The organism is Alkalihalobacillus pseudalcaliphilus, assembly GCF_028610675.1.
GTDB classification, from domain to species: Bacteria; Bacillota; Bacilli; order Bacillales; family Bacillaceae_D; genus Alkalihalobacillus; species Alkalihalobacillus pseudalcaliphilus.
Map to the genome: position 1 here is coordinate 1 of NZ_JAQQWS010000016.1, position 26,069 is coordinate 26,069.

General features: G+C 39.7%; 28 protein-coding genes. 3 read left to right on the forward strand and 25 right to left on the reverse strand.

What is annotated here, in order from left to right; translation table 11 throughout:
• Nucleotides 1–306: 306 nt before the first annotated feature.
• On the reverse strand, nucleotides 307–534 hold the full coding sequence (locus tag PQ479_RS19600) for a hypothetical protein (protein WP_047990206.1): 228 nt from the start codon (nucleotides 532–534) through the stop codon (nucleotides 307–309).
• Between the two features lie 157 nt (nucleotides 535–691).
• On the opposite strand from PQ479_RS19600, the gene pdaB reads away from it, so the two are divergent.
• Nucleotides 692–1,453 carry a polysaccharide deacetylase family sporulation protein PdaB gene (gene pdaB / locus PQ479_RS19605; protein ID WP_047990205.1) on the forward strand — a complete coding sequence of 254 codons (762 nt, stop codon included), beginning with the start codon at nucleotides 692–694 and terminating at the stop codon, nucleotides 1,451–1,453.
• A 346-nt stretch (nucleotides 1,454–1,799) separates the two neighbouring features.
• Here pdaB and PQ479_RS19610 read toward each other — a convergent pair whose 3' ends face one another.
• Nucleotides 1,800–2,483 carry a KinB-signaling pathway activation protein gene (locus tag PQ479_RS19610; protein WP_047990204.1) on the reverse strand — a complete coding sequence of 228 codons (684 nt, stop codon included), beginning with the start codon at nucleotides 2,481–2,483 and terminating at the stop codon, nucleotides 1,800–1,802.
• A gap of 142 nt (nucleotides 2,484–2,625) precedes the next feature.
• On the opposite strand from PQ479_RS19610, the gene gerD reads away from it, so the two are divergent.
• On the forward strand, nucleotides 2,626–3,252 hold the full coding sequence (gerD, locus tag PQ479_RS19615) for a spore germination lipoprotein GerD (protein ID WP_047990203.1): 627 nt from the start codon (nucleotides 2,626–2,628) through the stop codon (nucleotides 3,250–3,252).
• 70 nt (nucleotides 3,253–3,322) lie between these two features.
• Here gerD and PQ479_RS19620 read toward each other — a convergent pair whose 3' ends face one another.
• From PQ479_RS19620 to PQ479_RS19670, 11 genes are all read right to left on the reverse strand, one after another.
• The gene (locus PQ479_RS19620; RefSeq protein ID WP_047990214.1) at nucleotides 3,323–4,375 is read right to left on the reverse strand and encodes an Mrp/NBP35 family ATP-binding protein; all 1,053 of its coding nucleotides are present in this window, start codon (nucleotides 4,373–4,375) and stop codon (nucleotides 3,323–3,325) included.
• Between the two features lie 140 nt (nucleotides 4,376–4,515).
• Entirely contained in the window at nucleotides 4,516–5,232 is a 717-nt protein-coding gene (gene cwlD / locus PQ479_RS19625; protein WP_047990213.1) for an N-acetylmuramoyl-L-alanine amidase CwlD, read from the reverse strand.
• Nucleotides 5,233–5,645: 413 nt separating this feature from the next.
• Entirely contained in the window at nucleotides 5,646–6,086 is a 441-nt protein-coding gene (locus PQ479_RS19630) for a DUF2521 family protein (RefSeq protein ID WP_047990202.1), read from the reverse strand.
• Between the two features lie 106 nt (nucleotides 6,087–6,192).
• A complete protein-coding gene (locus PQ479_RS19635) occupies nucleotides 6,193–7,917 on the reverse strand; it encodes an ABC transporter permease (RefSeq protein WP_047990201.1) in 1,725 nt (574 codons plus the stop codon).
• Nucleotides 7,914–9,041, reverse strand: a complete 1,128-nt coding sequence (locus PQ479_RS19640) for an ABC transporter ATP-binding protein (protein WP_047990200.1) — start codon at nucleotides 9,039–9,041, stop codon at nucleotides 7,914–7,916. The genes PQ479_RS19635 and PQ479_RS19640 overlap by 4 nt, the downstream gene beginning before the upstream one ends.
• 29 nt (nucleotides 9,042–9,070) lie before the next feature.
• Entirely contained in the window at nucleotides 9,071–10,087 is a 1,017-nt protein-coding gene (locus PQ479_RS19645) for an ABC transporter substrate-binding protein (RefSeq protein WP_047990199.1), read from the reverse strand.
• Nucleotides 10,088–10,350: 263 nt separating this feature from the next.
• Complete coding sequence (locus tag PQ479_RS19650) at nucleotides 10,351–12,003, reverse strand: glycerol-3-phosphate dehydrogenase/oxidase (RefSeq protein ID WP_047990198.1); 1,653 nt, start codon at nucleotides 12,001–12,003, stop codon at nucleotides 10,351–10,353.
• A 395-nt stretch (nucleotides 12,004–12,398) separates the two neighbouring features.
• Complete coding sequence (locus tag PQ479_RS21960) at nucleotides 12,399–12,719, reverse strand: hypothetical protein (RefSeq protein ID WP_420535566.1); 321 nt, start codon at nucleotides 12,717–12,719, stop codon at nucleotides 12,399–12,401.
• Between the two features lie 139 nt (nucleotides 12,720–12,858).
• On the reverse strand, nucleotides 12,859–13,845 hold the full coding sequence (locus PQ479_RS19660) for a ring-cleaving dioxygenase (RefSeq protein WP_047990197.1): 987 nt from the start codon (nucleotides 13,843–13,845) through the stop codon (nucleotides 12,859–12,861).
• A gap of 204 nt (nucleotides 13,846–14,049) precedes the next feature.
• Nucleotides 14,050–14,994 carry a ring-cleaving dioxygenase gene (locus PQ479_RS19665; RefSeq protein ID WP_047990196.1) on the reverse strand — a complete coding sequence of 315 codons (945 nt, stop codon included), beginning with the start codon at nucleotides 14,992–14,994 and terminating at the stop codon, nucleotides 14,050–14,052.
• Nucleotides 14,995–15,052: 58 nt separating this feature from the next.
• Entirely contained in the window at nucleotides 15,053–15,487 is a 435-nt protein-coding gene (locus tag PQ479_RS19670) for a MarR family winged helix-turn-helix transcriptional regulator (protein ID WP_047990195.1), read from the reverse strand.
• A 749-nt stretch (nucleotides 15,488–16,236) separates the two neighbouring features.
• On the opposite strand from PQ479_RS19670, the gene PQ479_RS19675 reads away from it, so the two are divergent.
• Entirely contained in the window at nucleotides 16,237–17,304 is a 1,068-nt protein-coding gene (locus PQ479_RS19675; RefSeq protein ID WP_047990194.1) for a type I restriction endonuclease, read from the forward strand.
• Between the two features lie 594 nt (nucleotides 17,305–17,898).
• On the opposite strand, the gene PQ479_RS19680 is transcribed toward PQ479_RS19675, so the two are convergent.
• From PQ479_RS19680 to rpmJ, 12 genes are all read right to left on the reverse strand, one after another.
• Entirely contained in the window at nucleotides 17,899–18,441 is a 543-nt protein-coding gene (locus PQ479_RS19680) for a GNAT family N-acetyltransferase (RefSeq protein ID WP_047990193.1), read from the reverse strand.
• A 620-nt stretch (nucleotides 18,442–19,061) separates the two neighbouring features.
• Nucleotides 19,062–19,454, reverse strand: coding sequence for a 30S ribosomal protein S9 (gene rpsI, locus PQ479_RS19685; RefSeq protein WP_047990191.1), 393 nt, complete (start codon nucleotides 19,452–19,454; stop codon nucleotides 19,062–19,064).
• A gap of 20 nt (nucleotides 19,455–19,474) precedes the next feature.
• Nucleotides 19,475–19,912: a 50S ribosomal protein L13 gene (rplM, locus tag PQ479_RS19690; protein WP_047990190.1), complete on the reverse strand. Its 438-nt coding sequence runs from the start codon at nucleotides 19,910–19,912 to the stop codon at nucleotides 19,475–19,477.
• Nucleotides 19,913–20,143: 231 nt separating this feature from the next.
• A complete protein-coding gene (gene truA / locus PQ479_RS19695) occupies nucleotides 20,144–20,902 on the reverse strand; it encodes a tRNA pseudouridine(38-40) synthase TruA (RefSeq protein ID WP_047990189.1) in 759 nt (252 codons plus the stop codon).
• A 12-nt stretch (nucleotides 20,903–20,914) separates the two neighbouring features.
• A complete protein-coding gene (locus PQ479_RS19700) occupies nucleotides 20,915–21,715 on the reverse strand; it encodes an energy-coupling factor transporter transmembrane component T family protein (RefSeq protein ID WP_047990188.1) in 801 nt (266 codons plus the stop codon).
• Nucleotides 21,715–22,584, reverse strand: coding sequence for an energy-coupling factor transporter ATPase (locus PQ479_RS19705; protein WP_047990187.1), 870 nt, complete (start codon nucleotides 22,582–22,584; stop codon nucleotides 21,715–21,717). Before PQ479_RS19705 ends, PQ479_RS19700 begins: the two co-directional genes overlap by 1 nt.
• Complete coding sequence (locus PQ479_RS19710; RefSeq protein WP_047990186.1) at nucleotides 22,560–23,396, reverse strand: energy-coupling factor transporter ATPase; 837 nt, start codon at nucleotides 23,394–23,396, stop codon at nucleotides 22,560–22,562. Before PQ479_RS19710 ends, PQ479_RS19705 begins: the two co-directional genes overlap by 25 nt.
• A 132-nt stretch (nucleotides 23,397–23,528) precedes the next feature.
• Nucleotides 23,529–23,891, reverse strand: coding sequence for a 50S ribosomal protein L17 (rplQ, locus tag PQ479_RS19715; protein ID WP_047990185.1), 363 nt, complete (start codon nucleotides 23,889–23,891; stop codon nucleotides 23,529–23,531).
• A gap of 88 nt (nucleotides 23,892–23,979) precedes the next feature.
• On the reverse strand, nucleotides 23,980–24,924 hold the full coding sequence (locus PQ479_RS19720; RefSeq protein WP_047990184.1) for a DNA-directed RNA polymerase subunit alpha: 945 nt from the start codon (nucleotides 24,922–24,924) through the stop codon (nucleotides 23,980–23,982).
• A 165-nt stretch (nucleotides 24,925–25,089) separates the two neighbouring features.
• Nucleotides 25,090–25,482, reverse strand: coding sequence for a 30S ribosomal protein S11 (gene rpsK / locus PQ479_RS19725; protein ID WP_047990183.1), 393 nt, complete (start codon nucleotides 25,480–25,482; stop codon nucleotides 25,090–25,092).
• A gap of 21 nt (nucleotides 25,483–25,503) precedes the next feature.
• Nucleotides 25,504–25,869 carry a 30S ribosomal protein S13 gene (rpsM, locus tag PQ479_RS19730; RefSeq protein ID WP_047990182.1) on the reverse strand — a complete coding sequence of 122 codons (366 nt, stop codon included), beginning with the start codon at nucleotides 25,867–25,869 and terminating at the stop codon, nucleotides 25,504–25,506.
• 19 nt (nucleotides 25,870–25,888) lie between these two features.
• The gene (gene rpmJ / locus PQ479_RS19735; RefSeq protein WP_003322638.1) at nucleotides 25,889–26,002 is read right to left on the reverse strand and encodes a 50S ribosomal protein L36; all 114 of its coding nucleotides are present in this window, start codon (nucleotides 26,000–26,002) and stop codon (nucleotides 25,889–25,891) included.
• Nucleotides 26,003–26,069: the final 67 nt, after the last annotated feature.

Genomic DNA, 26,069 nt, shown 5'->3' on the forward strand with positions numbered 1-26,069 from the left:
AGAAAATGTGACTAACAATTGACGAGATACCTTGTATCTCTTTAATTCGCTTGGCTTTTGTTCAGTTTTCAAAGAACTTGCGTCGCTTAGTGGCGACTTTTACAATACTATCAAAAGCATCAGTTGCTGTCAACAATACTTTTAAAAAGTTTTTTGCTGTCCTTTTTGGGACAAGAATTAATATACCACCATATTTGTAGTGACGCAATACCTTTTTTCTCTTTTTATAAAAAAAATAATCGGCAGCTTCAAAATGAATGAAATGCCACCGACTTCATTATATTCTTGTTAGAGCCTATCATTTCTTTATTGTAAACCTCTTTTCGCTTTAGGTAATGCATACTTAAGTCTCTCTTCTGGAGATACAATCCTTTTAAATATTCCATAAACAATTTCATATTTTTCTTCCATTGCATGTTTAACGACATGGTCAATCCTCGGATCTGTTAAGTCTAGTAAGATTTCTTCTAGTTCTCTCTTTAACATATACTCGACTTCTTGTACTTCTTTTGTTGTCAATAAAAACCCCAACATCCACGACACCTCTACTCGACTAATAGTTACAATACTAATTTATGTTCCATGAAAAAAATGGTACCCTTACAATTCTTTTCTTTCTCGCTAATTTTTATTCATATCTTGTCCCTATTTTGAATAAAGATGGATTAGGAAAAAGTGAGGGGGAGTTCTAGTGAATGTCTTTTGGGTCTTTTCTGCAAAACGAATCAAGTCATTTTCAATTATTATCCTTACCGCCTTAATGGCCGCACTCTTTTTGTATGTAGAACGCACTCAATTACCTGTCTTTTCCACTTCGGAAGGGCCACAAGCTTTTTACAGAGCGGAAATTGAGCAAAAACAAGTTGCTCTTACCTTTAATATAAGTTGGGGCGATCAACGGGTAGGACCAATTTTAGAAGTATTAAAAGAGAACAATATGAAAGAAGCCACGTTTTTCGTATCGGCCTCATGGGCGGAACGCTATCCTGACATTGTGAAGCAAATCGTTGATGATGGACATATTATTGGCAGCCATGGTTACCAATACAAAGATTATACGAAGTGGGAAGATGATAAAGTCAATCAGGACATGCAGACAAGTAAAAGGGTCCTAAGTGATCTTGCTGGTCAATCGCCCCAGCTACTTAGACCTCCTAATGGTGATTTTGATAAACGTATCCTTCAAATAGCAGATAAACAAGGTTTAAGTATAATCCATTGGAGTGTTGATTCAAAAGACTATACGAACCCAGGTGTTGAGAAAATCGTAGAAAATACTTTGAGTGAAACGACTGCCGGTGACATCCTACTTTTCCATGCCTCTGACTCCGCCAAACAGACACATGAAGCTTTACCAATTGTCTTAAAAGAACTGAAAGGCAAAGGCTTCTCCTTTATATCGGTAGAGCAGATGATGGAAAATGCCAAATCCTCGAGTGAAGAAATTCAATAACTTCATATAAAACGCCCATTGAGAAGCCAGTTCACTTCGCCACCATCAAAGATGAAAGTATATTTTTGCTCTTAAACTGTTGGCTTTTCATTCAATTAGACTTTGTTCGTTTTCATTTTAAATGAATGGTGTTAGAGGGATTGTTAACTTGAGAATTAGCAGTAACCCAGCGGACGAAAACATGCGGAGACTCCCGTGGGACGTAGTGGCGAAAGCTTGAGATCCAGCGGCGTAGCCGATTAGCTCAGCGCCACCCCACAGGACGCGGAGTATGATTTTCGGTAGCGACGATTTCCGCTCTGAACATGAGTATCAGCATCAACTTTCATATAAAAAAGGCCAAGCACTATTTCTTCGCTTGACCTTTTTTATTCTTCTTTTTCGCTGTTCTTATATGTCCAGCTTCTACTTTTGAATTAGGATTACCGACTTTACTTTTTCCATCATCTTTATTTTGAAGACGATGTAAAATGAGCAATTGCCATGTATTCGCAGAAATTAATGGCGTTAAATATAACCATAGCCACTGTGAATCGTTATTTAATAAGGCAGGTACCCACTCTATCGTTGTTACTACATACATAAAGAATAAAGCAGGAATAAACGTTGCTTTATTTGTATCTTTTGCTTTTAAGTAAGCAATAAACATCGCGTATAATAAAAAGGCTAATGGCATGACCATATAATGGAAAATCGTTTCATTCGCTTCGGCAAAAGCAATATACCTAAAGTATACTAAATCAAATAAAACGAAGGCAATAATGACAACCTGAGCCGCATTCCAAAGCTTGGCCGATTTGAATATCCCTAGTCCAAAACGATGTATCGTCAAATAAGCGAAAAAGCCCATCTGGGCGATTAAAGCAAACGCTGCAGAAATACCAAATATCCAGACTAAACCAAAAAATAAATTCGCAAACCCTTCTCCAAATAAAATCTCGGATCGAATAAAAATACCAACAATCGTACCACTTATAGAACCTACCAATAAGGTAGAGATAAATAAAAATACTACTTTTCTACTGTTCACGACGTATCCTCCATCTACTCAGTACATTCTTTCTAATTGTATAAAATTTAAATAGTAATTACCACATTATCTTAAGGAACATGCATAATTTCTTCATAAATGTCTCAAATTAATGACAAAATGAAGGAAAGGAGCAACGAGAATGAAGCTACTTCATAAATCACTTGTTCTCTGTTTGATTTTGTTCCTAGCAACCGCTTGTGCTGCTGCGGAAAATGGCAATAATCCAGATTACGACAGTACGAAAAAAATGATGGTCGATATGCTTAAAACCGACGATGGAAAAAAAGCTATCCATGAAATTATGACGGAGGAGGAGTATCGTCATGATTTAGTCATGGATAATTTATTTGTAAGACAGACGATTCAAGAAACGTTAACATCCGATACAGGAAAAAAATACTGGCAAGAAACGATGCAAGACCCCGAATTTGCCAAAACATTCGCTGAAACGATGCAAGCAGAAAATGAAAAGATTTTAAAACGATTAATGAAGGACCCCGAATACCAACAAATGATGATGGATATTATGAAGGACCAGGATGTACAAAACTCAATCCTCGAACTTTTAAAAGCGAAAGAATACCGTGAGCAAACCATGAATATTATGGCAGAAGCCTTTGAAAGTCCTTACTTCATAGCCAAAGTGAATGAAATTCTTTCAAAAGTAACCGAAGAACAGCTGGAGAAACAGGATGAATCAGAAGAGAGTAGTGGCGGTGGTGGTTCAGAGGAAGAGTCTAAATCAGAAGAGAAAGAAAATGAATAATGACCAAATATAAAAACCGCCCGTTTAAATGGAGCGGTTTTCCTTCACGTTCAAATGAACAATGATTTACTTATTTCGTTTTATCAATGACTCGTTTGGCAATTTCCATATAAATCGAACCAATTTTGCTTTCCTCTTCATAAATAGAAGGGGCAAAATCGTGCTCATCAATGGCAGGTTGTCCAAGTGGAATTTGTCCAAGCAAAGCGGTTTTTAGCTCTTCAGCCAGACGTTCTCCACCACCTCGTCCGAAAACATATTCCTTCTCATTCGATACTTCGCTTTCAAAATAAGACATATTCTCAACCACACCTAAAATTTCATGGTGTGTCTTAATCGCCATTGCCCCAGCACGTGCCGCCACAAAAGCTGCTGTCGCATGAGGGGTACTTACGAGAATTTCCTTAGATTGTGGGAGCATCGTATGAATATCTAATGCCACATCCCCCGTTCCAGGCGGCAAGTCTAAAATTAAATAGTCGAGCTCTCCCCATTCAACATCGGCGAAAAATTGATTAATCATTTTCCCGAGCATAGGTCCACGCCAAATAACAGGAGCATTATTTTCGACAAAAAAGCCCATAGAGATTACTTTAACACCAAAACGTTCAACGGGATAAATACGGTCAGCTTTCACTTGTGGACGCTCTTCAATACCCATCATATCAGGTACACTAAAGCCATAAATGTCGGCATCAATAATTCCCACTCTTTTCCCTAAACGAACGAGTGATGTCGCTAAGTTAACGGAAACCGTTGATTTACCTACTCCACCTTTTCCACTCGTTACGGCAATAAAGGTGGTTGGACTATCAGGGTCCAATAAAGCAGGCCCTTCAAATTTTGGTTTCGGGAATCCACCAGCGGCTTCGATTTCCCCTTCTGTTAACTGATCAAAGCGAAGCCCAACAGAAGCAGCACCATTACCTTTTAAAATATTCACAACCTCTTGCTGTACTTCCATTTGTGAGCCTGAACCCATTTTTGCTAACGCAAGTTTGACGCTTACTTTATCGTCATTTATTTTAACCTCACGGATTCCACCTGTTTCACCGATGCTCTTATTTAAGTCTCGATCCTTGACGTGACTTAACGCATCTCTAACTTTTGACTCTGATAACACAACGAACACCATCCTTCTCCCATACTTCTTTCTCATATCTAGTATAGCATACGTAAAGACGAAGCCGTAAACGCTTGCACTTAATCACATTCAAAAAAACCTACCTCGGTTTCTAACCGCAATAGGCTTTATTGATTGGTTTATGGTACTGGCACCTTTTCATCCGTATAATACCTTATGACCCCTTGATAAATCGATGCTGCAATTTTTTCCTGATACTTAGGTTTCGTTAATAATTCAGCTTCTTCAGGATTTGATAAAAATCCAGCTTCGACAAGTGCACCAGTTATGGTAGCATGCTTTAGTAAATATACATTCTGGATTGGCTTAGCAACCCTTGTTGTATTTTCTAAGTTTCTTGTTAATTCATCTTGGACAAACTTCGCTAACTCTTCATTTCCTGGCGTCGCTTTTTGATAAAAAACTTGTGCTCCACTCCATTTCGGAGATGGTATCGCATTTAAATGCAGGCTGAGAAAGAGGTCAGCGTCCGATTCATTTATGATATCTGCTCTTCTCTTTAAGTCCTCTTGTTTTCTTTTACGAATTTTATGAGTGTTTTCTCCTGCTAAATCTACATCCTCTTCACGTGTCATTAATACAATGGCCCCTGCTTCTTGTAAATAATCTCGCAGAATAAAGCCAATTTCTAATGATATATCTTTTTCTAATGCCCCGTCCTTTGAGGTTGCTCCTCCATCAATACCGCCATGACCAGGATCAACAACAATCACTTTTCCAGACAATGGCAAACTCCAAGTTGACCAAGAATCATTACTCATAAATTGAAATTGTACAATGTATAACAATGCCACAATTCCAATCGCAAATGCAGCTCCCTTTAGCCATCTTTTCACTGATGCCTTCACACCATGACCCCCTGTCCCTTTCCTCTCTCTATATATACTGGGACTGGCTTAAATTTATGAAGATCATTTTGGAATTCAGTGAATTTCATTGTTGGAACAGCAAACATTGCTGCGCACAGCAGTGTTTGCTGTTGGTTGTACTTTACGCTGCATCTGTTTGCTGGCTGTTTTCACGGCTCTATTGCCGAGTATTTCGCTTTTCTTCGCATTGGCGGCTCTTTTCATAGCTTCTTTACCACGGATTCTGCCTTTTCCCCGTATTGACTACTCCGTTTCAGGCTACATTGCGGCTCATAATCCTTTCCCCGCATTGACTACTCTTTTCACTGCCGAATTGCCACACACCCCGTTTTTCCCCGCGAGACTAGCCACTTCTCTGCCTTCATCCCACACATTTCTTTTTATTGAAGCTTCATTTTATAACGGCGCTTTCCCTCTTGCAGTCCTCGGCTCCACCAAAGGTCTACAAAGGCATCAGCTGCAATTGATAATGATTCCTCATGACCGTAGCCACTCGTATCAAACCAGCCATATAAAATATGGAATAAGGAATGAGAAAGCTCTTGAAGCTCGAGCTCACAACGTCCCTTAACCTGTTCATCCGTTTCACCTAAATAACTTAACCGACTAAATTCCGCCCCAATCAAATAAGAATCAATCCCCAGATCCATGACCGGGTCAATTAAAAATGGATTCACCATGAATTGGAAAGGCATGATCGCTTTAAAATGCTGCTCTACATGCCTCTTTAAATCCTTTAGTGACAAGTGTCTTAGTATCCCGCGTTCAAAGCGCCATTGCTTCTGTCTTCTTTTATCCGATAAGTTGAACACAACCGTCACGATTAAGCTCCTCCTCTTTTTTTCTATAGTATGAGGAATTGCAGAAAAGGTCATGCTATGGTTTATTTTCCATTATCGAAAATGACAGAGACGCCAAGGATTTTGATTAATATAATGAATTTTTTGTAATTTTATTGGCGACGAATTGCAAGATGAGCACGATGATAATAATTAAAATCGCCATCGCAGAGGCCGTATAAACCTCGCCTCTCAAGAGGTTTTGGAATACGACCAAACTCATCGGTGCCCAATCCGAGGGTGCCATTAAAATCGTCACAGACGTTTCCTTAATTACGGTTACGAAAACCAAAATCGAACCAGCCGCAATACCAGGTAACATTAATGGACCAACAACGGTCATGATCGACATCAGTTTAGAGGCTCCCAAATTAATGGAGGCTTCTTCAATGTCTGGTTTGATTGACATCATCGTTCCCATCGTTGATCGAATCATATAGGGCATACGACGGATCGCATAAGCAATAATTAAAATCACCGCTGTTCCGGTTAATTTTAATGGTGCTGTATTAAACGTTTGGATGAAGGCAATACCTAAAGCAATACCTGGCACAATTAAAGGAATCGAAGAAATAAAATCAAGCTTCACCGCATTTTGACGAACAACGAAATAGGAAATAAGCGTCGAAATGACAACACTTATAACTAAAGCTCCCAAAGCTAATACGATACTATTTACTATATTATTTGTAGAACGGCTGAAAATCATCTGGTAATGATCAAGCGTAAATCCACGTGGTAATAAATCAGCTCCCCAAGTTGTTGCAAAGGATTGAACGCCTACTGATAAAACAGCAAGTAAAGGTATAAGTACAACAATCCCTGTATAAATGGCTAAACTTGTCGTTACCCATCTATTAGAGTTTTGTTTTAGTTGCTTCGGTTTTCCAGAGAGTGTTCCATAATTCTTTCCTTTTGTGACAAGACGCTGGAGCCAGAAAAAGAAAGCCGCAACAATGACCATAACGACTGTTAATATAGAAGCCCCTGCCCAGTTAAAAAAGCCAGATATTTCACGGTACGCCTCGACAACGATTAAATTTAAACCATCAGGCGCAAGAATAATAGGTGTTCCAAAATCAGAAAAACTTACCGTAAAAATTAATAAGGCACTTGAGATAATACCTGGCAAGGCAAGTGGTAATGTGATAAAAGCCATCGTTAACCAGCTTTTAGCCCCTAAATTATGAGAGGCCTCTTCTAACGAAATATCACTTAGCTTAAAAGCTGCCACCATTGGCCATAAAGCAAACGGGAAAAAAAAGAAAATTTGTACGAGCACAATCCCCGTCATTGAATACACATTAAATATCGTTCCGTCGCCGCCTAAGGTTTGAAACAAGGTCGTAGCCCAGCCAGTGCGACCGAACATAATAATAAAACCAGCCGCAGAAATAAAAGTAGGCACGATGATTGGTAAGGTGCATAGGGCTGCAAATACCTTTTTAAATGGCATCGTCGTCCTTGCAAAACCGTAAGCAATCGGCAAACACATCAGAATCACAAACGTGGAAACACCTAACGAAAGCATTAAACTATTTTTTAAAGCATGATAATACGTGCCACCCGCTACGAGCTTTTCATAATGCTCCAAGGAGGCATTCGTTAGCCTTTCAATATTCGTTTGTAAAATATCCATATTCACTAGCGAACCGAGAATATTAACCGGTTGTCCAGTAAAACTAACGATAAAGACGGAAAGTAAAGGTAAGATGAGAAACAGGATAAAAAAGAGGCCCACTAGCCATTTCAACAAAGATAAGCTGTCAAACCTTGAAAAAAAGGATCTGATTCGTTGACGCTTCTTTTTCATATGAGTAGCACCCTCTCTGGATCTACCGTCACCCACACCTCTTCACCGTCATGAAAAACACGTTCTCCGGGTACATATGTTTTCTCAATTCCTATTTCACGATCACCGACCTGGACATCATAGCGAATCGTTGCCCCCAAATACGTATGCATTTTTACTTTACCTTCTATTTTATTCTCTGCTTGTATCGCCGAATCTTTCGCATATACATTCATTCCCTCTGGACGAATTAACACATGAAGGGAATCTTCTTCTTTATTAAAACTTGATTTTAACAGGAAATTCTCTACCTTTATTAGTGAGCCATCTGGTTGGCTTTGGACATGTTTTCCTACGAAAATATTCGACGACCCGACAAAATCAGCGACAAATGGATTCGTAGGATTACTGTATAGCTCTGTCGGTGTCGCCATTTGAATAATTTCACCATCCTTCATAACCGCGACACGATCGGCCATACTCATCGCTTCTTCTTGATCATGAGTCACAAATACCGTTGTAATCCCTAAGTCCTGCTGGATTTTTCTAATCGTTGTTCTCATCGTATTCCTTAGTTTTTTATCTAAGTTAGATAAAGGCTCATCCATGAGCAAGACAGCAGGCTCCATCACCAGTGCTCGAGCTAATGCGACGCGCTGCTGCTGCCCACCAGAGAGCTCGTTAGTCCCTCTTTCAGCAAGATGTCCCAACTCCACATATTCAAGGGCTTCTGTTACTTTTTCAATAATATGTTTGGGCGGTTTAGCTAAGCGTCTGCTTAATAAACGAGCTAAACTGCTGACTTTCCTCCCTAACTTTCCATTGTAAAAATCACGAATTGTTAATCCATAGGAGACATTTTCAAAAACATTATAATGGGGGAACAGGGCGTAGCTTTGAAATACCATGCCACAATTCCGCTTATTTGCCGGTAATCGATTAATGACTTGGTTATTAAAGAGTATTTCTCCAGAAGTAGGCGTCTCAAAACCTGCAATACAACGCATCGTTGTTGTTTTCCCACAACCGGAAGGGCCAAGAAGGGCAAAGAACTCCCCTTCTTGTATATCTAGATTGACATGATTTAATGCTGTTACGTCATTTCCATACTTTTTTACAAGATTTCTTACCTTCACACCACTCATTGATTCGCCCTCCTCATATCCGACCTTGCTTATTGATATCTTTCTCGCCATTCATTTCGAATTCTGTCATAGTTTTCTACAACCCAGTCAATATCAAGATCCATAGCCTTATCCTTTAAACTATCTAATGTTAAAGGCGACTTGCCTTCTATACTTGGATCAATCGGAATGTGGAACCAGTCTGCTTTAATCTGCTGTCCTTTTGGCGAAAGCATAAAATCAATCAATTGCTCGGCCCCTTCACTGTTTGGACCATTTTCAATCATGGCAGCTGGGTTAACTAGCACTGGTGTGTTGGCAGGAATATGAAAGTCAACGGATTCACCACGATCCTTCATTTGATAAGCCATAAAATCAAAACCAATACCAATTGAAGCTTCTCCTGCAGCTGCTGCTTGTGCTGGCGCACCACCTGAATCAGGGAAACTACTCACATTCTCAACCAGTGCATCAAAGTACGCCCAGCCACTCTCTTCACCTTTATCCATCAGCTGACTAAGCACTAATAAGGTCGCTGTCCCAGATGCTGCTGGGTTCGGCATTTGGATTTCGCCAGCCCATTTTTCATCTAATAATTCATCCCATGTTTGCGGAAGCTCTGATTCGTCAACTAAGTCTGTGTTATAAATAAGACCCAGCACAAATACCTCCATACCTACCCATTTAAAGTCCTCATGACGCATTTTAATACCATCCTGATACACATCCCAATTCTCAGCTAACTCAGGTGTATACGCCTGGATAAACCCTCTTTCAATCGCTGATTCGAACGGCAAAATACCTCCGCCACCATACCAAACATCGGCCTCAGGATTGTCCATTTCCGCTATCATCTGATTCACTAAAACATTCGTGCCTGCATAATGAACATTGACCGGCGTACCCGTCTCTTCCTCAAAAGCCTCGGCAATTTCTCGTGTCATATCTGGTGTTTCGGGGGAATACAAGGTGACTGCTGCGCCACCTCCCTCTGAATCTGAACCTCCACAAGCTACTAAAAGCAACGTACATGAAAGAAATAGAATCACACTAGCAAACCGTCTCATACATAACCCTCCCAATCTTTCTTTTATATTCGTTTCTTTAACTCCAAAAAAATAGAAGAGAATATCTCTAAAACGAAGAAGGCTCTTCTGCTTTAGGTTTCTCTTCTATTCTCTATCAGATTATATGTTTGTCTATATGACACTATTCCACCTAATACTTGAATTAAAATTTTAAGTATGATGGTTAGAACGTTAACTGCAGCTGTTACACACACTCCAAATTGTAGCATGATCGGTTGGAGTTACCTAGGTAGTAGTGAGAATCAATCGCTCGGTGTTTCAGCTTGGTTGATTCTTTCTGCTAACTCTTGGCTATATGCCACTTTTGTTTCTTTTGACCAACTAAAATGGTCTGCCATATACTCAATAACGGCATCTTTCCATGTTTTCACCCAATCGATATTAAAAAAGAGGGCTCCTGTTCGATTGATGAAAAAGTCGATTGGTTTTGTGACCATTTCTTCTTCTATTCCATAACGAAGCTGGGCGTAGACAGCGAGATCCAACTCATGATTCGCTTCACGCTCAAAATCAGCGACATAGCTAAAAACCTTCTCGGTATTGGATCCGTATAAGTGCACGAGTTTTTCGGCCTGACTTTCCTCAAAGCCTAATTCCCGACCATGGCGAATCGTTTCCTTTACAAATGCCGGATAGTTGTGCGAACCACCCACATGCCCACCAGAGATCGGCATGTTTTTCGTTTGGCTCGGTGAATATAAGACCGCATATTCCTCTTTGAGTAGTTTCACAACTAGATTTACCGTTAGCTCTGCCATCTTTCTGTAGCCTGTCAATTTCCCCCCGGCAATGGAGATGAGACCAGAATCAGATTGCCAAATTTCGTCCTTACGTGAAATCTCCGACTCCTTTTTACCTTCTTCATATATGAGTGGACGAAGCCCCGCCCAACTAGACTCGACATCTTTTTCTGTCACAGTCACATGCGGAAACATATAGGATATGGCCTTTAGCAAATAGGAACGATCAGACTCGCTCATCGTAGGATTTGACGTATCCCCTTCAAAGAACGTATCCGTTGTTCCGACATACGTTTTATTTTCACGAGGTATAGCAAAAACCATCCTGCCGTCTGGTGTATCAAAATATACGGCTTGTTTTAACGGAAAGACCGATTGGTCAACAACAATATGCACACCTTTTGATAGCTTTAGTTGCTTCCCTTGCTTCGATTTGTCAAATTCACGAACATCATCAACCCATGGTCCTGTTGCATTGACGACCTTTTTCGCATATAGTTCCACCGTATCACCTGTCAACAAATCACGAACCTCGGCACCAACCACTTGCCCACCTTCATAGATAAGACCTTCAGCCCTCACATAATTAAGTGCATCAGCACCATATTTGATCGCTTCCTTTAAAACCTCTATCGTTAAACGAGCATCATCTGTACGATACTCCACATAATAACCGCCACCCTTTAAACCAACTTGGTTCACAAGTGGTTCACGAGCAATCGTTTCTTCGACCGTGAGCATTTTTCTCCGTTCCTTCTTCTTGACACCAGCCAAGAAATCATACACTTGCAAACCAAACGAAGTCGAGAATTTACCAAAAGTACCGCCTTCATGGAAAGGTAAAAGCATCCATTCTGGTGTTGTCACATGTGGTCCGTTTTCGTACACAATTTCTCTTTCCTTACCTACTTCAGCGACAAGCCTTACCTCCAATTGCTTGAGATAACGCAAACCTCCATGTACAAGCTTTGTTGAACGACTCGATGTACCCGCTGCAAAATCTTGCATTTCTATAAGTCCTATTTTCATCCCCCGAGAACTAGCATCTAAAGCGATTCCTGCTCCAGTAATACCACCGCCAATAACTAGAACGTCTAATTGCTGCTGACTCATACTCGCTAAAATACTGCTTCTATTCGTACTTGAAAAATTCATTTCATTCAGCCTCCCCGAAGTTTAGGACAAAAAAAGACCACACTACTATTAGGCATCCTTCCCCAATATCGTGTGGTCTCTCTTTTTCTCTACCAACTTTTATGATGATGTTATCTTCATATTACTACCTTAAAAATGAAAAAGCAACTGTCATTGCTTGTCCTTTTTATCACAGACACGAACCGTTTTCTTGCCTATAAACCTGTATAAACGCATAGCCCATACAAGGAGAAATCTAGGACATAATCCACCATGATGTCGAAACTGAAATAGCGTGGGGATCACTATTTCAGCTTCTATTGTCTATTCCCTTTGAGCGTTCGAATTAACCCTTATATGTTGCCGGAGAGAGCACAAAAAAACACGACTGGAACGTCCAGTCATGTTTCCCCTTCTTAATAGTAATAATAAGGAGGGTAATACGGCGGATATCCGTACCCGTATCCCCCAGGAAATAAAGCGTTCGCTGCAAGGCCCCCTAAGAACCCACCTACAAAAGGTCCTCCAAAGCCATAACCAAACCCAAAGCCCGGGCGACCTCCCCATCTACCTGGTCTACCACCCCAACGGCCTGGACGTCCGCCCCACGGTCTTCTAACCATTGACGGGTCATACGAATGGGTCGGTACGTGTGTGACATGATGTTGATGTGGTTCATAATTATAGGACTGTGACGGGTAACCGTCATAAGAGTGTTGCTCATGATAATGATTCATCTAGACATATACCTCCTTTAAATAACTGCTAACAGTATATGCATATGTCTAGATTTGTTCTGGGCGAGTGACCTACTATACATAATAAAAAATAGGTACTTACCCCAAACCCTTTATAAACAACTCCATGTACAGGCCATTAATCCTCATATTCTTTCTCAAACTCTTTATCACTTCGTACCGTATCGATATGTCTGACAGCTTGTTCAATCTGTTCTCGTTTGCCCTCTAAAAATGGAGGTAACGATAATTTTTCACCTAATGTCTCATAAGGCTCATCGCCCATAAAACCAGGTCCATCTGTCGCAAATTCAAATAAAATTTGAGGAGCAACTCTTGCATACAACGACTCAAAGAAATGACGATTCACATATCCTGAAGTATTAAAGCCCATTGAATCAAGATGTTTCGTCCACTCATCTAATACCGTCCGATCCTCGACTCTAAAAGCCGCATGGTGTACAGTGCCGTAACCTTGGACAGCCCGTGGTAACACTTGATTATGCTCCACCACAATCTGTGCACCATTTCCGCCTTCCCCCACTTCAAATAAATAACGACTTCCCTCTTTCGACACTTCTTTAAATAATAACGCTTGCTCCAATACTTGTTTAAAGAAATCAACATTAGCGACTCGAACAAATATCGGACCAAGTCCCGTAATCGCATACTCTAAAGGAATCGGACCATTCTTCCAAGGTGTACCACTTGCAACACCATCATTATGCTCATCGGAAATAAGTTGATAATGCTGATCATCAAAATCAACAAACGATAACGTCTTTTTGCCAAACTCCTCTTTAATTCCCTCATGCTTAACATCGAGACGATCAAATCTCTTCACCCAATAATCAATGGCTGCATCACTCGGAACTCGGAATGATGTTTTAAAAATCTCATCTGTCCCATGCTGCCCTTTAGGAATACCCGGGAAATCAAAGAACGTCATATCAGTCCCCGCATTCCCCTCATCATCAGCAAAAAATAAATGGTAAGTGCGGATATCATCTTGATTAACCGTCTTCTTAACTAATCGCATTCCTAACGTATACGTGAAAAACTCATAATTCTTCTCGGCACTACTCGTAATCGCCGTAACATGGTGAATCCCTTTTAAACTGTTCATATCATTCATCTCCTTTTAATATCGTTACTAGGTGAAAATTTGGATGGAGGGGAGGCCGGTTCCCTCGTTGTGGGCTCGGTGATGCCGTTTTCCTACAACACTAGGGTTATTTTGCTGTGGGAGTGTTGTTACTTCTTGGCTTTTCCTACAACACTACGGCCATTTTTCTCTGCCAGTGTTGTCATTTCTTTTATTTTCCCTTGTTTAATCTTCTTTAATCGGCGTCAACTTGGCTTCGATTTCTGCTCGTTTTTCCTCTAAGAAAGGCGGCAAGTCTAATGTCTCACCTAAAGTCTCGACGTCTGCATCCACTAAGAAGCCTGGCCCATCTGTTGCAATCTCAAATAGAATGCCATTGGACTCACGGAAATAAAGACTTTTGAAGTAATGGCGGTCGACAATACCTGATGAGTGAAAGCCTCTTGCCTTTACCTCTTTGTCCCAATGTTCTAGCTCCTCATCATTTTTGGCACGAATCGCTAAATGATGAACACTTCCTCGTCCTGGCTTCTCAGGCTCACCATCTAATTGCTTCACGACAATCTCACCGAATGCTTCACCTTCAATCGATTGAAAAATCCACTCATTTTCCTTTTGAGAAACTTCCGTATAACCAAATATCTCTTGAAGTGTCGCCGCCATTTTTTCAAGTCGTCGTACCGTTATTTCAATCGGTCCCATCCCTTGAATTTGGTGCTCCTTAGGAACGTCTGATTTCTCCCACGTCTCCCAATGATCAAGCTTTTGTCCATTCGCAACAGTGAGCACCATCCGTAAATTTTCTGAGTCTTCGAAGTGTAGGGCAGGTCGATTTGCATACGTTGTAATTCCACTATGCTTCACACCAAATTCTTCAAAGCGTTCTCTCCAATAAACTAAACTGTCCATAGTTGGCACTAATAACCCAATTTGAGTAATCGCGTTCGTTCCTCGGTGTGTACGTCCAACGAGCGGGATTTCAAAAAAAGTTAACTCGGTACCCGGGCTACCCGTTCTATCACCAAAAAATAAATGATACATCGTCGGGTCATCCTGGTTGACCGTCATTTTGACTCTTCTCAAGCCAAGAACATTTTTGTAAAAATGGTTATTCATATCAGCATTTTTGGTAATCATCGAAATGTGGTGATGGCCTGGGATGTTAAACATAATGTATTCCTCCTTTAATTTTCAATTGATTAGTCAAGTGATAGGGTAAAAAAATATCCTACCCCATTTTATTTTCACTGTTTTTTTGTACTTTTGTTATTAACGTATATAATTGCTTTTGCTCTTCTTCTGTTAAGCATTCATCAAAAAATGAGGACTGAAAAGCTAATTGTGCGTCAAAGGCCTCTTCAAGCTTTTGCTTACCTGCCTCTGTTAAAAATATCGTCTTCGTTTTCCAATTTTGCTTCCGTTCGATGAGGCCTTCTTTTTCAAGACGAGTGAGCATGCGCGAAATACCACCTTGCGTGACCGTCGCTTTGGCTGCTAACTCATTCTGTGTTAATGGCCCATAAACGGATATTTGGTTTAGAACATCAAATTGTGCAGACGTTAAATCATAAGGTTTCAAGAAATCATTCGATAATAAATTACTCTGATGCGTAAATCGCGATAGCCTCAACCAAATTAAAGATCCACGTGTATTCTTTTGCATATTTTGAATCACTCCCTCTCTCTATATTTATCACTTTACCAGTCAACTGATAAAAGATCAAGTCTTTTTATCTTGGATTCGAGATATTTTTATAAAAGGGTTTCTTTTATTATAGACTGCTTGTTTATATCTAAAGTGGTTTCCGTTTTTTAATGGCTTCGATTTATTGTGTCCGTTCTTCCTCAATTCTGACTGCTTTTCTCCACCTGCTCATTCAAATTCTTTTCTTAAACTCAGTGACACAAGGGTAAATAACAGAATATTCAGATGTAATTAAGATTCCTTAATGATATAATAGTTTTAAGCAAAATTCCTAATCGTGGAGGTTAAATAAACATAGTAGCCTCAAGTTTGAAAAATACTAACACTTTTAGTGAGAAAGGAGCTACGGAGCATCCTTCTAAAACGGATATTTTCTTCAAACATTTAGGCCGGTTTAATTAGTAAATGGTCATGAACCAAAGGCAGTAGACGCGATTATAGAAAAGAAGAGTTAGCAATAGAAAATGAACGATGGGTTTGTACTTAATGATAATCAGTTAATTATGTTCACTTAATTTCATGATTTATGTTAAAAGGTTAACACCTCAAAAAAATTTTACTTATTAAGTAGGTATATAGAATCACAAAAATACCTCACACTCTCAAAAAATTAGTCCATTCTTATTGTTAAGTTATCACCATGTCTTTTACATACTTTTCATTCAACACATCTTACGAAAAAGAGTTAATATTGAAAGGAGATTACTATGGGAGAATTAAAAGAAAAATTAAAAGCACTAGCACAAAGAATTGAGCCATTACGAGAGAAGATTACGACAGAGGAAGCTACGAAGACGAGTATTATCATGCCTTTCTTTCAAATTCTCGGATATGATATTTTTAATCCCAGTGAATTTACCCCTGAATATATCGCTGATGTTGGAATTAAAAAAGGGGAAAAAGTTGACTTTGCCATTGTAAAAAATGATTTACCTGTAATTTTAATTGAAGCAAAATCGATAACCGAAGAATTGCTCAAGCATGATTCACAACTCTTTCGTTATTTCGGTACAACTACAGCGAAATTCGCCATATTAACAAACGGTACTCATTATAAATTTTTCACAGATTTAGACGAACAAAATAAAATGGATAACTCCCCTTTTTTCGAATTTAATCTTCTCGATTTAAATAATAACCAAATTTCAGAACTAGAGAAATTTAAGAAAGATAAATTCAATGTCGACAACATTTTTAGTACAGCATCTGAATTGAAATATACCAATAAAATAAAAACTCTACTCTTTGAAATGTGGGATGAACCAAGTGATGAATTTATTACATTTATATTGAATAATATATATGATGGTCGAAAAACCAAAAATATAATTACCCAATTCACTCCCATCGTTAAACAATCATTAAATCAGTTTATAAATGAACTAGTTAACAAAAAACTAAGCGCAGCACTAAAATCAACTTCTGAAGATAAAAAAGCTAAAGCTGACGAGGAAATACAAGAAGAAGAAATGCCTGAATTAGACAGTGGTATCGTTACAACAGAAGAAGAAATTCAAGGGTTTGGAATAGCTAAAATTATTCTATCCGAAATAGTTAATGAAGAAAGAGTATTCTATCGAGATAACAAAAGTTATTTTAATATTCTGATAGATGATAACATTAGAAAATGGATCTGTCGTTTAGGTCTCGACTACAATAAAAAATACATTCAATTCAACGATGGTGATAAAACAACGGTTAGCATCGATAAGGTAACTGAATTAATGCTATATAAAGGAAAATTATTAGAAGTTGCCCGCTCACTCATTGATTAAACCACCAAAATCTACACCTAATAGACTCACAAACAAACCTGCTGCTTCCCTACTATTTGCTAATTCCACAATCTTTAAATATAGTAATAACTTATTGAATAAAAGGCACGAGAAATATTCGGTTTTAAACAAGTGCGTATTAAGTAAAAATCCCCAACCATAGACGGTTGGGGATTTGCTTTATAAAGATTAACATATTGAGAAATATACAGATAAATTCTAAGTGCATTGAATACATCGTAATCCATTAATATCGACATTTTGGGAATTGTTATATGGATAAAAGTGCATGAAAAAGGATTGAAATTGACATTACTTGAACCAATTTGAACCAAAGTGATTGATGTTAGTTGAATACACTATTAACTTGCTTTCCAGAATAGGGCGTTGTTTGTTCCACAATCGCGCCCTATTACGGCAAAAAATGTTGGTAACACACTTTGTCAACATTAGAACAGTTGGGAGATGATAATTTGATAACTATGAAAACATCGAAATACGAAATACATCAAGCCCAGTGGCAGGATCTGATCAGGGAACAAAGTGCGAGTGATTTATTAAAGAAGGCCAGAGAGGCCACCTAACTTATTAGCATTATAATCCGAGTCTGGCACCTACTTCTGCATACTTTATATCTTTTTTTCTTTCTGCATTCCAATTATCCCCTGTTTGCCCGTCCCATATCGCTCCTGTTTCAACGAAACCGACAGACGCAAACAACTTCCGGACGACTTCGTTTACCATCCAATATGATGTAGAAACTGCATCGGCTTTTCCTTGTGGAAATGACTTTATGTAATCAATAACTTTCACCATTGCTTGTTTGCCAAATCCTTTGCCTTGATGGTTTTTATCAATCATAAAGCGATTAAGTCCATAAGTAGATTTATCTCCATATTTTTCACATAAAAATGAACTCTCCGCTAATTTGTAAAATGCAATATCGACATATCCGATGACTTCATCATTGTTGCATATAGCGAAGATCATAGGAGGTTTTTCGTCGTTGAGTATCTTTACATAGGCTTTAGCCAAAGAATATATGCTGGGATCCACATTTCCTTTCTGCTCATCTGTCATGCTTAACTTCAACACTGCCTCAAAATTATCGTGGGTAATCTTTCTTAATTCAATCATTTTTCTTCCCTACTTTCTAACATGAAAATTTAAGGCCATTAACGTTACTTACACAGGAGTACCGTGTACCAAATAAATCTAAATAAAGTATACACGAAATCCCCACCTAATAGCAGGTGGGGATTATTTTACGCTTACCAACGATGTACAACCCCCCTTATTCGGAATAGCACCCGTTGTTAGCGTCATAACGTCATTATGGAACTTACATAGATGTTTAGTGGGGTAAGTAGCAAAGCCATCGAGTGAATCGTATATGTTGTGGGGAAGCCCAATGAATTGAGGTTCGTTCAAAGCGTAATTTGCTTTCTATGTACCCTTTACGGGATTAAACATTAAAAAGAACAACCTTTCACGGACTAAGAGATACCCCGCATCATTCTTATTTGCCCAGAATATAGATTTTGCTTATGTATCAAAACGGTTAGGACACATAAATATTCAAACCACACAAAAATACTATCTAGAATTAATGCCAGAAAAAAAGCATCAGCAAGATGCCGATGCTTTAAATCTGTTAAGTTCTTTGTGAGGTTCAAGCTGATTTGCGCCAAAATGAACCAAAAAACCCTCCTCGCTCCACAAGAGCAAAGAGGGTAAACATTGATATACCAAGTATATTAACGTTTTGAGAACTGAGGTGCACGACGTGCTGCTTTAAGACCGTATTTTTTACGTTCTTTCATACGTGCATCACGAGTTAAGAATCCAGCCGTCTTTAATGAAGGACGGTTGTCTGGGTCAACTGTTAATAGAGCACGTGCAACACCGTGACGGATAGCACCAGCTTGACCAGTGTAACCTCCACCGTTAACGTTTACGTGAACGTCATATTGACCTTCAACGCCAGTTTCTACTAAAGGTTGCTTAACGATAAGCTTTAATGTTTCAAGGTTAAAATATTCATCCATTTCGCGGCCGTTGATAACAACGCGGCCATCACCAGGTAATAGGCGTACACGAGCAACAGAGTGCTTACGACGACCAGTACCGTAATATTGTACTTGTGCCAAAATAATACCCTCCCTATCTATTAACCACGAAGTTCGTAAGCTTCTGGTTTTTGAGCTTGATGTTTGTGTTCGCTACCAGCATATACATGTAGTTTCATGCCTTGCTTACGACCTAACGTGTTCTTTGGTAGCATTCCTTTGATTGCAAGTTCTAACATACGCTCAGGCTTGTTAGCACGCATGTCTCCTGCCGTTGTTTGTTTTAAACCACCTGGGTGATTAGAGTGACGGTAGTAAATTTTGTCTTGTAATTTATTACCTGTTAACTCAATTTTCTCTGCATTGATGATAATAACGAAATCACCAGTGTCTACATGTGGCGTGAATGTTGGTTTGTGCTTACCACGAAGGATTGAAGCAACCTCAGATGCTAAACGACCAAGAGTTTGGCCAGCTGCATCAACAACATACCACTTACGATCAACTTCATTTGGCTTTGCCATATATGTTGTACGCATGAATTATACCTCCTAAAAACGCTCGCGTTCATTTTTCATTTTATTTTACTTACACCATTGTCTATTGTAACATTCCGTAACCCGGGGCTAGTGGGTTTTAGAATTACCATCTAACATCATATAATATCTAGAACCCAATGTCAACAACTTGTTACACGCGGGTTCGTTGTTTTTAACTGTTAATTTCTTCATTTTCAAAATAAAACTTCAAGCCGTACAAAAAACGGCTGTTCATCCCTTAAAAATGGCTGGTTCATAGTTGACTCGATACAAATACAGACCATGACCAGGTGCTGTCTTACCGGCCTTTGTGCGGTCCATCCCGTCGATGATTTCTTTCAGTTCTTTAGGCTCTCTTTTGCCTTGTCCAACCTCGACTAACGTACCTACGATAATTCGAACCATATTGTATAAAAAACCGTTTCCTTCTACCTTAAATAGCAGTTCATCACCTACGTGAACGAACTCCACCATCGTTACGGTCCTCACCTTATCGACAACACTCGTATTAGAAGCACAAAAGGCACTAAAGTCATGCTCTCCTACGATGTGTAGAGCCGCTTCCTTCATAGCGGCGATATTTAGGTCTGTAGGGATATGATACGTATACTTTCTTCTAAATACATCGCCCTCAGCCCCTAAGAGCATACGATAATGATATTGCTTGGACACAGCTGAATAACGAGCATGGAAATCAGTCGCGACCTCTGTGGCCTTTCTCACTCGAACATCAGCTGGTAATAAGGCATTTAATGCTTTTTTCCAACGTTCATCGGTTAGCTGTAAGCTCGAATCAAAGTGAAAGACCTGACCGATTGCATGGACTCCTGCATCGGTCCGACCCGATGAATGCACGCGTTGCTCAAAACCCTTATGAATTTTTTTTAAAGCTGTTTCGAGCTCTAGTTGCACAGTCCTTTTTCCTGGCTGTACTTGATAGCCAGCAAAACCAGTCCCGTCATAAGATATCTCACATGCCCATTTCTTCATTTCACTCTCTCCTTACAGACTCCTCAATACAATCATAACGACACCTAAAGTTAGACAACTGAATACGGCGATCGTATCCATAAGCCCCCACTGAAGCTTTCTCAGCCTCGTCCGTCCCTCGCCACCTTGATACCCTCTCGCTTCCATAGCTAAGGCAAGCTCCTCGGCCCTTTTAAAAGCACTCATAAATAAAGGAATTAATAAGGGCAACAAGGCTTTCATTCGGTCTCTCCAAGGTCCTGAACTAAAGTCAACACCACGGGCCATTTGAGCTTTTAAAATCTTTTCTGTTTCTTGTAAAAAAGTAGGGATGAATCGTAAGGCAATTGAGACCATGAGGGCGAACTCATGCGTCGGCACTTTTAACTTTTTCAAAGGCTTTAATAGGCTCTCTAAGCCATTAGTCAAATCAACTGGGCTTGTTGTTAACGTCACCAGAGAAGTAATCGCAATAATCGAGATTAAGCGCATCGATAGAAATACACCTTGATTAAATCCTTGTTCATGAATCGAAATTGGACCAAGCTGGACCCATACCTGTCCTCCCTTTGTCATAAAAAGATGTAAAAGGAAGGTAAAAACGACCAAAATAAAAATCGGCCGCATCCCTTTATACAGAAAATAAAAGGGTACTTGCGATAACCACATTATAAAAATCGTGACAACAACAAATAATAAAAGCGCATACCAATTCGATGCGATAAAAACGATCAACATCAGCATAAACGCTGCGACCATTTTCGAGCGAGGGTCAAGCTGGTGTAACGACGATTGCCCTGGCACGTATTGGCCAATAATCACATTCTGAAACATTAGCTTTTCTCCCTTTTTCGAAGATGGTTGCTTATATAGGTAGCCAGACCGTCGATGTCAAAATACAACTCTTTCTCTTGTAGCTGAAATCTTTTATTAAAGGCTCTTAAAAAGGCGAGTTCATCAGGTTCTGCTAAGCCAAATCCTTCTAGCAATTCCTTTTTGGAAAAAACTTCTTCCTTTGTACCACTTAGTTTTATTGAGCCTTGATCCATCACAATAAGGTAATCTGCATATTCCGCCGCAACCTCCATTTGATGTGTGACCAAAATCGTCGTTGTGCCGAAGGATTGATGATACTGATAAAAGAGTTCTAGCATCTCTTTTTGGCCGAGTGGATCTAGCCCTGCTGTTGGTTCATCAAGGACAAGTACTTCTGGTTTGCTAATTAATACAGATGCGATGGCAACACGACGCATTTGACCACCACTTAGCTGAAAGGGCGATGTCTGTAACATATCCGTGGTTAGACCTACTCTTGGCAGTAGCTCCTCTAATCTCCTTTTGATTTCAGCCTCTTCCACGCCAAAATTACGAGGGCCAAACATGATATCCTTTTCTACCGTTTCTTCAAATAGCTGATGCTCGGGATATTGAAAAACAAGTCCAACCTTCTCCCTTAGCTCTCGCATCGATGGATACTTTTTCCCTGCTTCTAATACATAGGGTCCAATCTGAATCTTCCCTTTGGAAGGTTTGAGTAATCCGTTTAAATGTTGGATAAGAGTCGATTTCCCAGAACCCGTATGACCGATTATTGCCGTGAAACGACCCTTCGGAATATGTATCGTCACATTTTCTAGAGCCTTTTTTTCAAAAGGAGTCTTAGTCATATACGTATGTTCTACGTCTGTGAATGTAATGTCCATAGCTCCTCCAATACATCATCCTCTGACTCATGCGTAGCTGATAATGGAATACCTTGCTCAATTAGCTTCTTTTGAACAGCAAGTACAAAAGGGATTTGCAAACCGGCTCGTTGCAGTAAGTCCTGATTATTAAAGATATCGATAGGTTTGTTATCTGCAATTATCTGACCTCTCTCAAGTACAAGTAAACGATCAGCCTGCCAAGCTTCCTCCATATCATGAGTAATCGAAATAATCGTGATTCCACGAGATTTTAATAGCTCCATAATCTTTCTTACTTCTTTACGACCGCTCGGGTCTAACATCGAGGTAGACTCATCAAAAACCAGCACATCTGGCTCAAGTACGAGTACCCCACAAATAGCTACTCTTTGTTTTTGACCTCCAGAAAGACGATGAGGCTCGCGGTCTAACAAGTCTTTAATCCCAATCAGTTCAGCATAAAAATCAATTTGCTTAAGCATCTCTTCACGTTGTACCCCCTGATTTTCTAAACCAAAGGCGATATCGTCACGTACATTCGTTGCAACAAATTGATGCTCTGGATTCTGAAAGACCATTCCAACCCTTAAACGGATCTCTCTTAAGTTACTCTCTTTGTTTGTAGGAAGGCTTCTAACATAGACGGTTCCACTTGAAGGTTGCACTAAGCCGTTCATTAACTTACCGATCGTTGACTTACCCGATCCATTTCGACCGACTATACTGAGCCATTGGCTTTTCGGTACAGAGAATTGAATATCACTTACTGCTTCTACATCACTTTCTAGATAACGATATGTGACGTTTTCAAATATGATTAGTTCATCCACAAGTTATTTCCTCCTACCTTACTCTCCTCTACTCTGAAAGCAAAAAAGGGCTCCACAGTAAAAGAGGCATAAGTCTCCATTCTGTCGTGCCCTAATCTATACAATCAGAGAGAGCCGTCTAACGTAACAACGTTAAACAAGCTCAATAATTACCATTGGAGCACCGTCTCCGCGACGAGGTCCAATTTTTAAAATACGAGTGTATCCACCTTGACGCTCTTCATAACGCGTAGCGATATCAGAGAAAAGCTTCTGGATAGCGTCTTGGTTAGACTCTTCATCTGCCACTTCGCGACGGATGAATGCTGCCGCTTGACGACGAGCGTGTAAGTCACCACGTTTTCCAAGAGTGATCATTTTCTCAACGATTGAACGAAGCTCTTTCGCTTTCGCTTCAGTCGTTTCGATACGCTCATTAATGATAAGGTCTGTAGCTAAATCACGGAAAAGTGCTTTACGCTGTGAACTCGTACGACCTAATTTTGCGTATGCCATAGTTCGTTTTCCCTCCCTTTATCAATACTTTTCCCTAAGTAAGGGCAAGTATAAAACATTCATGATGTAAACTCTAAGCTTCCTACAATTAATCTTCTTTACGAAGACCTAGACCTAGCTCACCAAGCTTCTCTTGAACTTCCTCAAGTGATTTACGTCCAAGATTACGTACTTTCATCATGTCTTCTTCTGTTTTTTGAGTCAGCTCTTGTACAGTGTTAATACCTGCACGTTTTAAACAGTTATAAGAACGAACAGATAAGTCAAGCTCTTCGATCGTCATCTCAAGAACTTTTTCTTTCTGGTCTTCTTCTTTTTCAACCATGATTTCCGCATTTTGTGCTTGGTCCGTTAAACCGACGAAGATGTTAAGGTGTTCAGTAAGAATTTTCGCACCTAAAGAAACAGCTTCTTCAGGACGAATACTTCCATCTGTCCACACATCAAGAGTAAGTTTGTCATAATTCGTCACTTGACCGACACGAGTATTTTCTACTTGATAATTCACACGAGAAACTGGTGTGTAAATTGAATCGATCGGTAGAACACCAATTGCTTGATCTTCTGATTTATTACCTTCAGCCAACACATAACCACGACCACGCTTAGCCGTTAAACGCATGCGAAGATTAGCACCTTTTGCTAACGTAGCAATATACAAGTCTGGATTTAACACTTCAACATCACTGTCATGAGTTAAATCAGCTGCGGTTACTTTGCCTTCACCTTGTACATCAATTTCCATCGTTTTTTCTTCATCAGAGTAAATCTTAAGTGCTAGTTTTTTCAAGTTCAAAATAATCGTTGTTACATCTTCTACAACACCTTCAATTGTAGAGAACTCATGTAAAACACCATCAATTTGAACTGAAGTAATCGCAGCACCAGGTAGTGATGAGAGAAGAATACGACGTAAGGAGTTTCCTAGAGTAGTACCATAACCACGTTCTAGTGGCTCTACTACAAATTTACCGTACTTTGCGTCTTCACTAACTTCAACCGTTTCAATAATTGGCTTTTCAATTTCAATCATTAAACAAACCCTCCTTCAAAACGTCGAACTCCGGTAGACTGTTAGGAAAGCCTAACCGGATATCCTATTAGGCAGTTCCCAACCGTTTGACCATTCTTGTCAACTGGATTTTCCGTCTTATCCATTATTGACACATTTGGGAAATCTATACAATGATTGATTCCGTTACACTCTACGACGTTTTGGCGGACGGCAGCCGTTGTGTGGAACTGGAGTCACATCTTTGATCATGTTGACTTCTAGTCCTACAGCTTGTAATGAACGAATCGCAGCTTCACGACCTGCACCAGGACCTTTTACAGATACTTCGATTGATTTCATGCCATTTTCCATTGCTGTTTTTGCAGCAGCTTCAGCAGCCATTTGAGCTGCGAATGGAGTAGACTTACGAGAACCTTTGAAGCCTAAATTTCCAGCACTTGCCCATGAAATTGCATTTCCGTGCACATCAGTTATCGTCACAATCGTATTGTTAAATGTTGAACGGATATGCGCAATACCTGACTCAACATTCTTACGTTGACGACGCTTTGGACGAGTATTCGTTTTCTTAGCCATTGCTTAGATGACCTCCTTTACTTATTTCTTCTTGTTAGCTACAGTACGACGAGGACCTTTACGTGTACGAGCATTGTTTTTAGAATTCTGACCACGAACTGGTAAACTACGACGGTGGCGGATACCACGATATGAACCAATTTCAATTAGGCGTTTGATGTTTAGAGAAACTTCACGACGAAGGTCTCCCTCAACTGTGTGTGCTTCTACAGCTTCACGAATGCGACCTAATTCTTCTTCCGTTAAGTCACGAACGCGAGTATTTTCAGATACACCAGCTTGCGCTAGAATTTCTGTTGATTTAGCTTTTCCAACTCCGTATACATACGTAAGTGCGATGACTACACGTTTGTCACGAGGAATATCAACACCAGCAATACGTGCCATTGATTAGCACCTCCTTATATTAACCTTGCTTTTGTTTATGTTTCGGATTTTCACAAATAACCATAACCGTCCCTTTACGACGGATGACTTTGCACTTTTCACAAATCGGCTTGACAGATGGTCTAACCTTCATTATTGTTACCTCCTTATAGTACGGAGTGCATGAAATTTATATTACTTTAAACAGATCGAAATGTAAA

Excerpts from the sequence above, each read along its gene's own strand:
- PQ479_RS19675 (WP_047990194.1), top strand. The coding sequence starts at position 16,237 with ATGGGAGAATTAAAAGAAAAATTAAAAGCACTAGCACAAAGAATTGAG.
- PQ479_RS19670 (WP_047990195.1), bottom strand. The coding sequence starts at position 15,487 with ATGCAAAAGAATACACGTGGATCTTTAATTTGGTTGAGGCTATCGCGA.
- truA (WP_047990189.1), bottom strand. The coding sequence starts at position 20,902 with ATGAAGAAATGGGCATGTGAGATATCTTATGACGGGACTGGTTTTGCT.
- PQ479_RS19640 (WP_047990200.1), bottom strand. The coding sequence starts at position 9,041 with ATGAGTGGTGTGAAGGTAAGAAATCTTGTAAAAAAGTATGGAAATGAC.
- PQ479_RS19650 (WP_047990198.1), bottom strand. The coding sequence starts at position 12,003 with ATGAATTTTTCAAGTACGAATAGAAGCAGTATTTTAGCGAGTATGAGT.
- rpsM (WP_047990182.1), bottom strand. The coding sequence starts at position 25,869 with ATGGCACGTATTGCTGGTGTTGATATTCCTCGTGACAAACGTGTAGTC.
- PQ479_RS19600 (WP_047990206.1), bottom strand. The coding sequence starts at position 534 with ATGTTGGGGTTTTTATTGACAACAAAAGAAGTACAAGAAGTCGAGTAT.
- PQ479_RS19635 (WP_047990201.1), bottom strand. The coding sequence starts at position 7,917 with ATGAAAAAGAAGCGTCAACGAATCAGATCCTTTTTTTCAAGGTTTGAC.
- PQ479_RS19700 (WP_047990188.1), bottom strand. The coding sequence starts at position 21,715 with ATGTTTCAGAATGTGATTATTGGCCAATACGTGCCAGGGCAATCGTCG.
- PQ479_RS19645 (WP_047990199.1), bottom strand. The coding sequence starts at position 10,087 with ATGAGACGGTTTGCTAGTGTGATTCTATTTCTTTCATGTACGTTGCTT.
- gerD (WP_047990203.1), top strand. The coding sequence starts at position 2,626 with ATGAAGCTACTTCATAAATCACTTGTTCTCTGTTTGATTTTGTTCCTA.
- PQ479_RS21960 (WP_420535566.1), bottom strand. The coding sequence starts at position 12,719 with ATGAATCATTATCATGAGCAACACTCTTATGACGGTTACCCGTCACAG.
- PQ479_RS19665 (WP_047990196.1), bottom strand. The coding sequence starts at position 14,994 with ATGTTTAACATCCCAGGCCATCACCACATTTCGATGATTACCAAAAAT.
- rplQ (WP_047990185.1), bottom strand. The coding sequence starts at position 23,891 with ATGGCATACGCAAAATTAGGTCGTACGAGTTCACAGCGTAAAGCACTT.
- PQ479_RS19680 (WP_047990193.1), bottom strand. The coding sequence starts at position 18,441 with ATGATTGAATTAAGAAAGATTACCCACGATAATTTTGAGGCAGTGTTG.
- rpsK (WP_047990183.1), bottom strand. The coding sequence starts at position 25,482 with ATGGCTAAGAAAACGAATACTCGTCCAAAGCGTCGTCAACGTAAGAAT.
- rplM (WP_047990190.1), bottom strand. The coding sequence starts at position 19,912 with ATGCGTACAACATATATGGCAAAGCCAAATGAAGTTGATCGTAAGTGG.
- PQ479_RS19720 (WP_047990184.1), bottom strand. The coding sequence starts at position 24,924 with ATGATTGAAATTGAAAAGCCAATTATTGAAACGGTTGAAGTTAGTGAA.
- rpmJ (WP_003322638.1), bottom strand. The coding sequence starts at position 26,002 with ATGAAGGTTAGACCATCTGTCAAGCCGATTTGTGAAAAGTGCAAAGTC.
- PQ479_RS19660 (WP_047990197.1), bottom strand. The coding sequence starts at position 13,845 with ATGAACAGTTTAAAAGGGATTCACCATGTTACGGCGATTACGAGTAGT.
- PQ479_RS19705 (WP_047990187.1), bottom strand. The coding sequence starts at position 22,584 with ATGGACATTACATTCACAGACGTAGAACATACGTATATGACTAAGACT.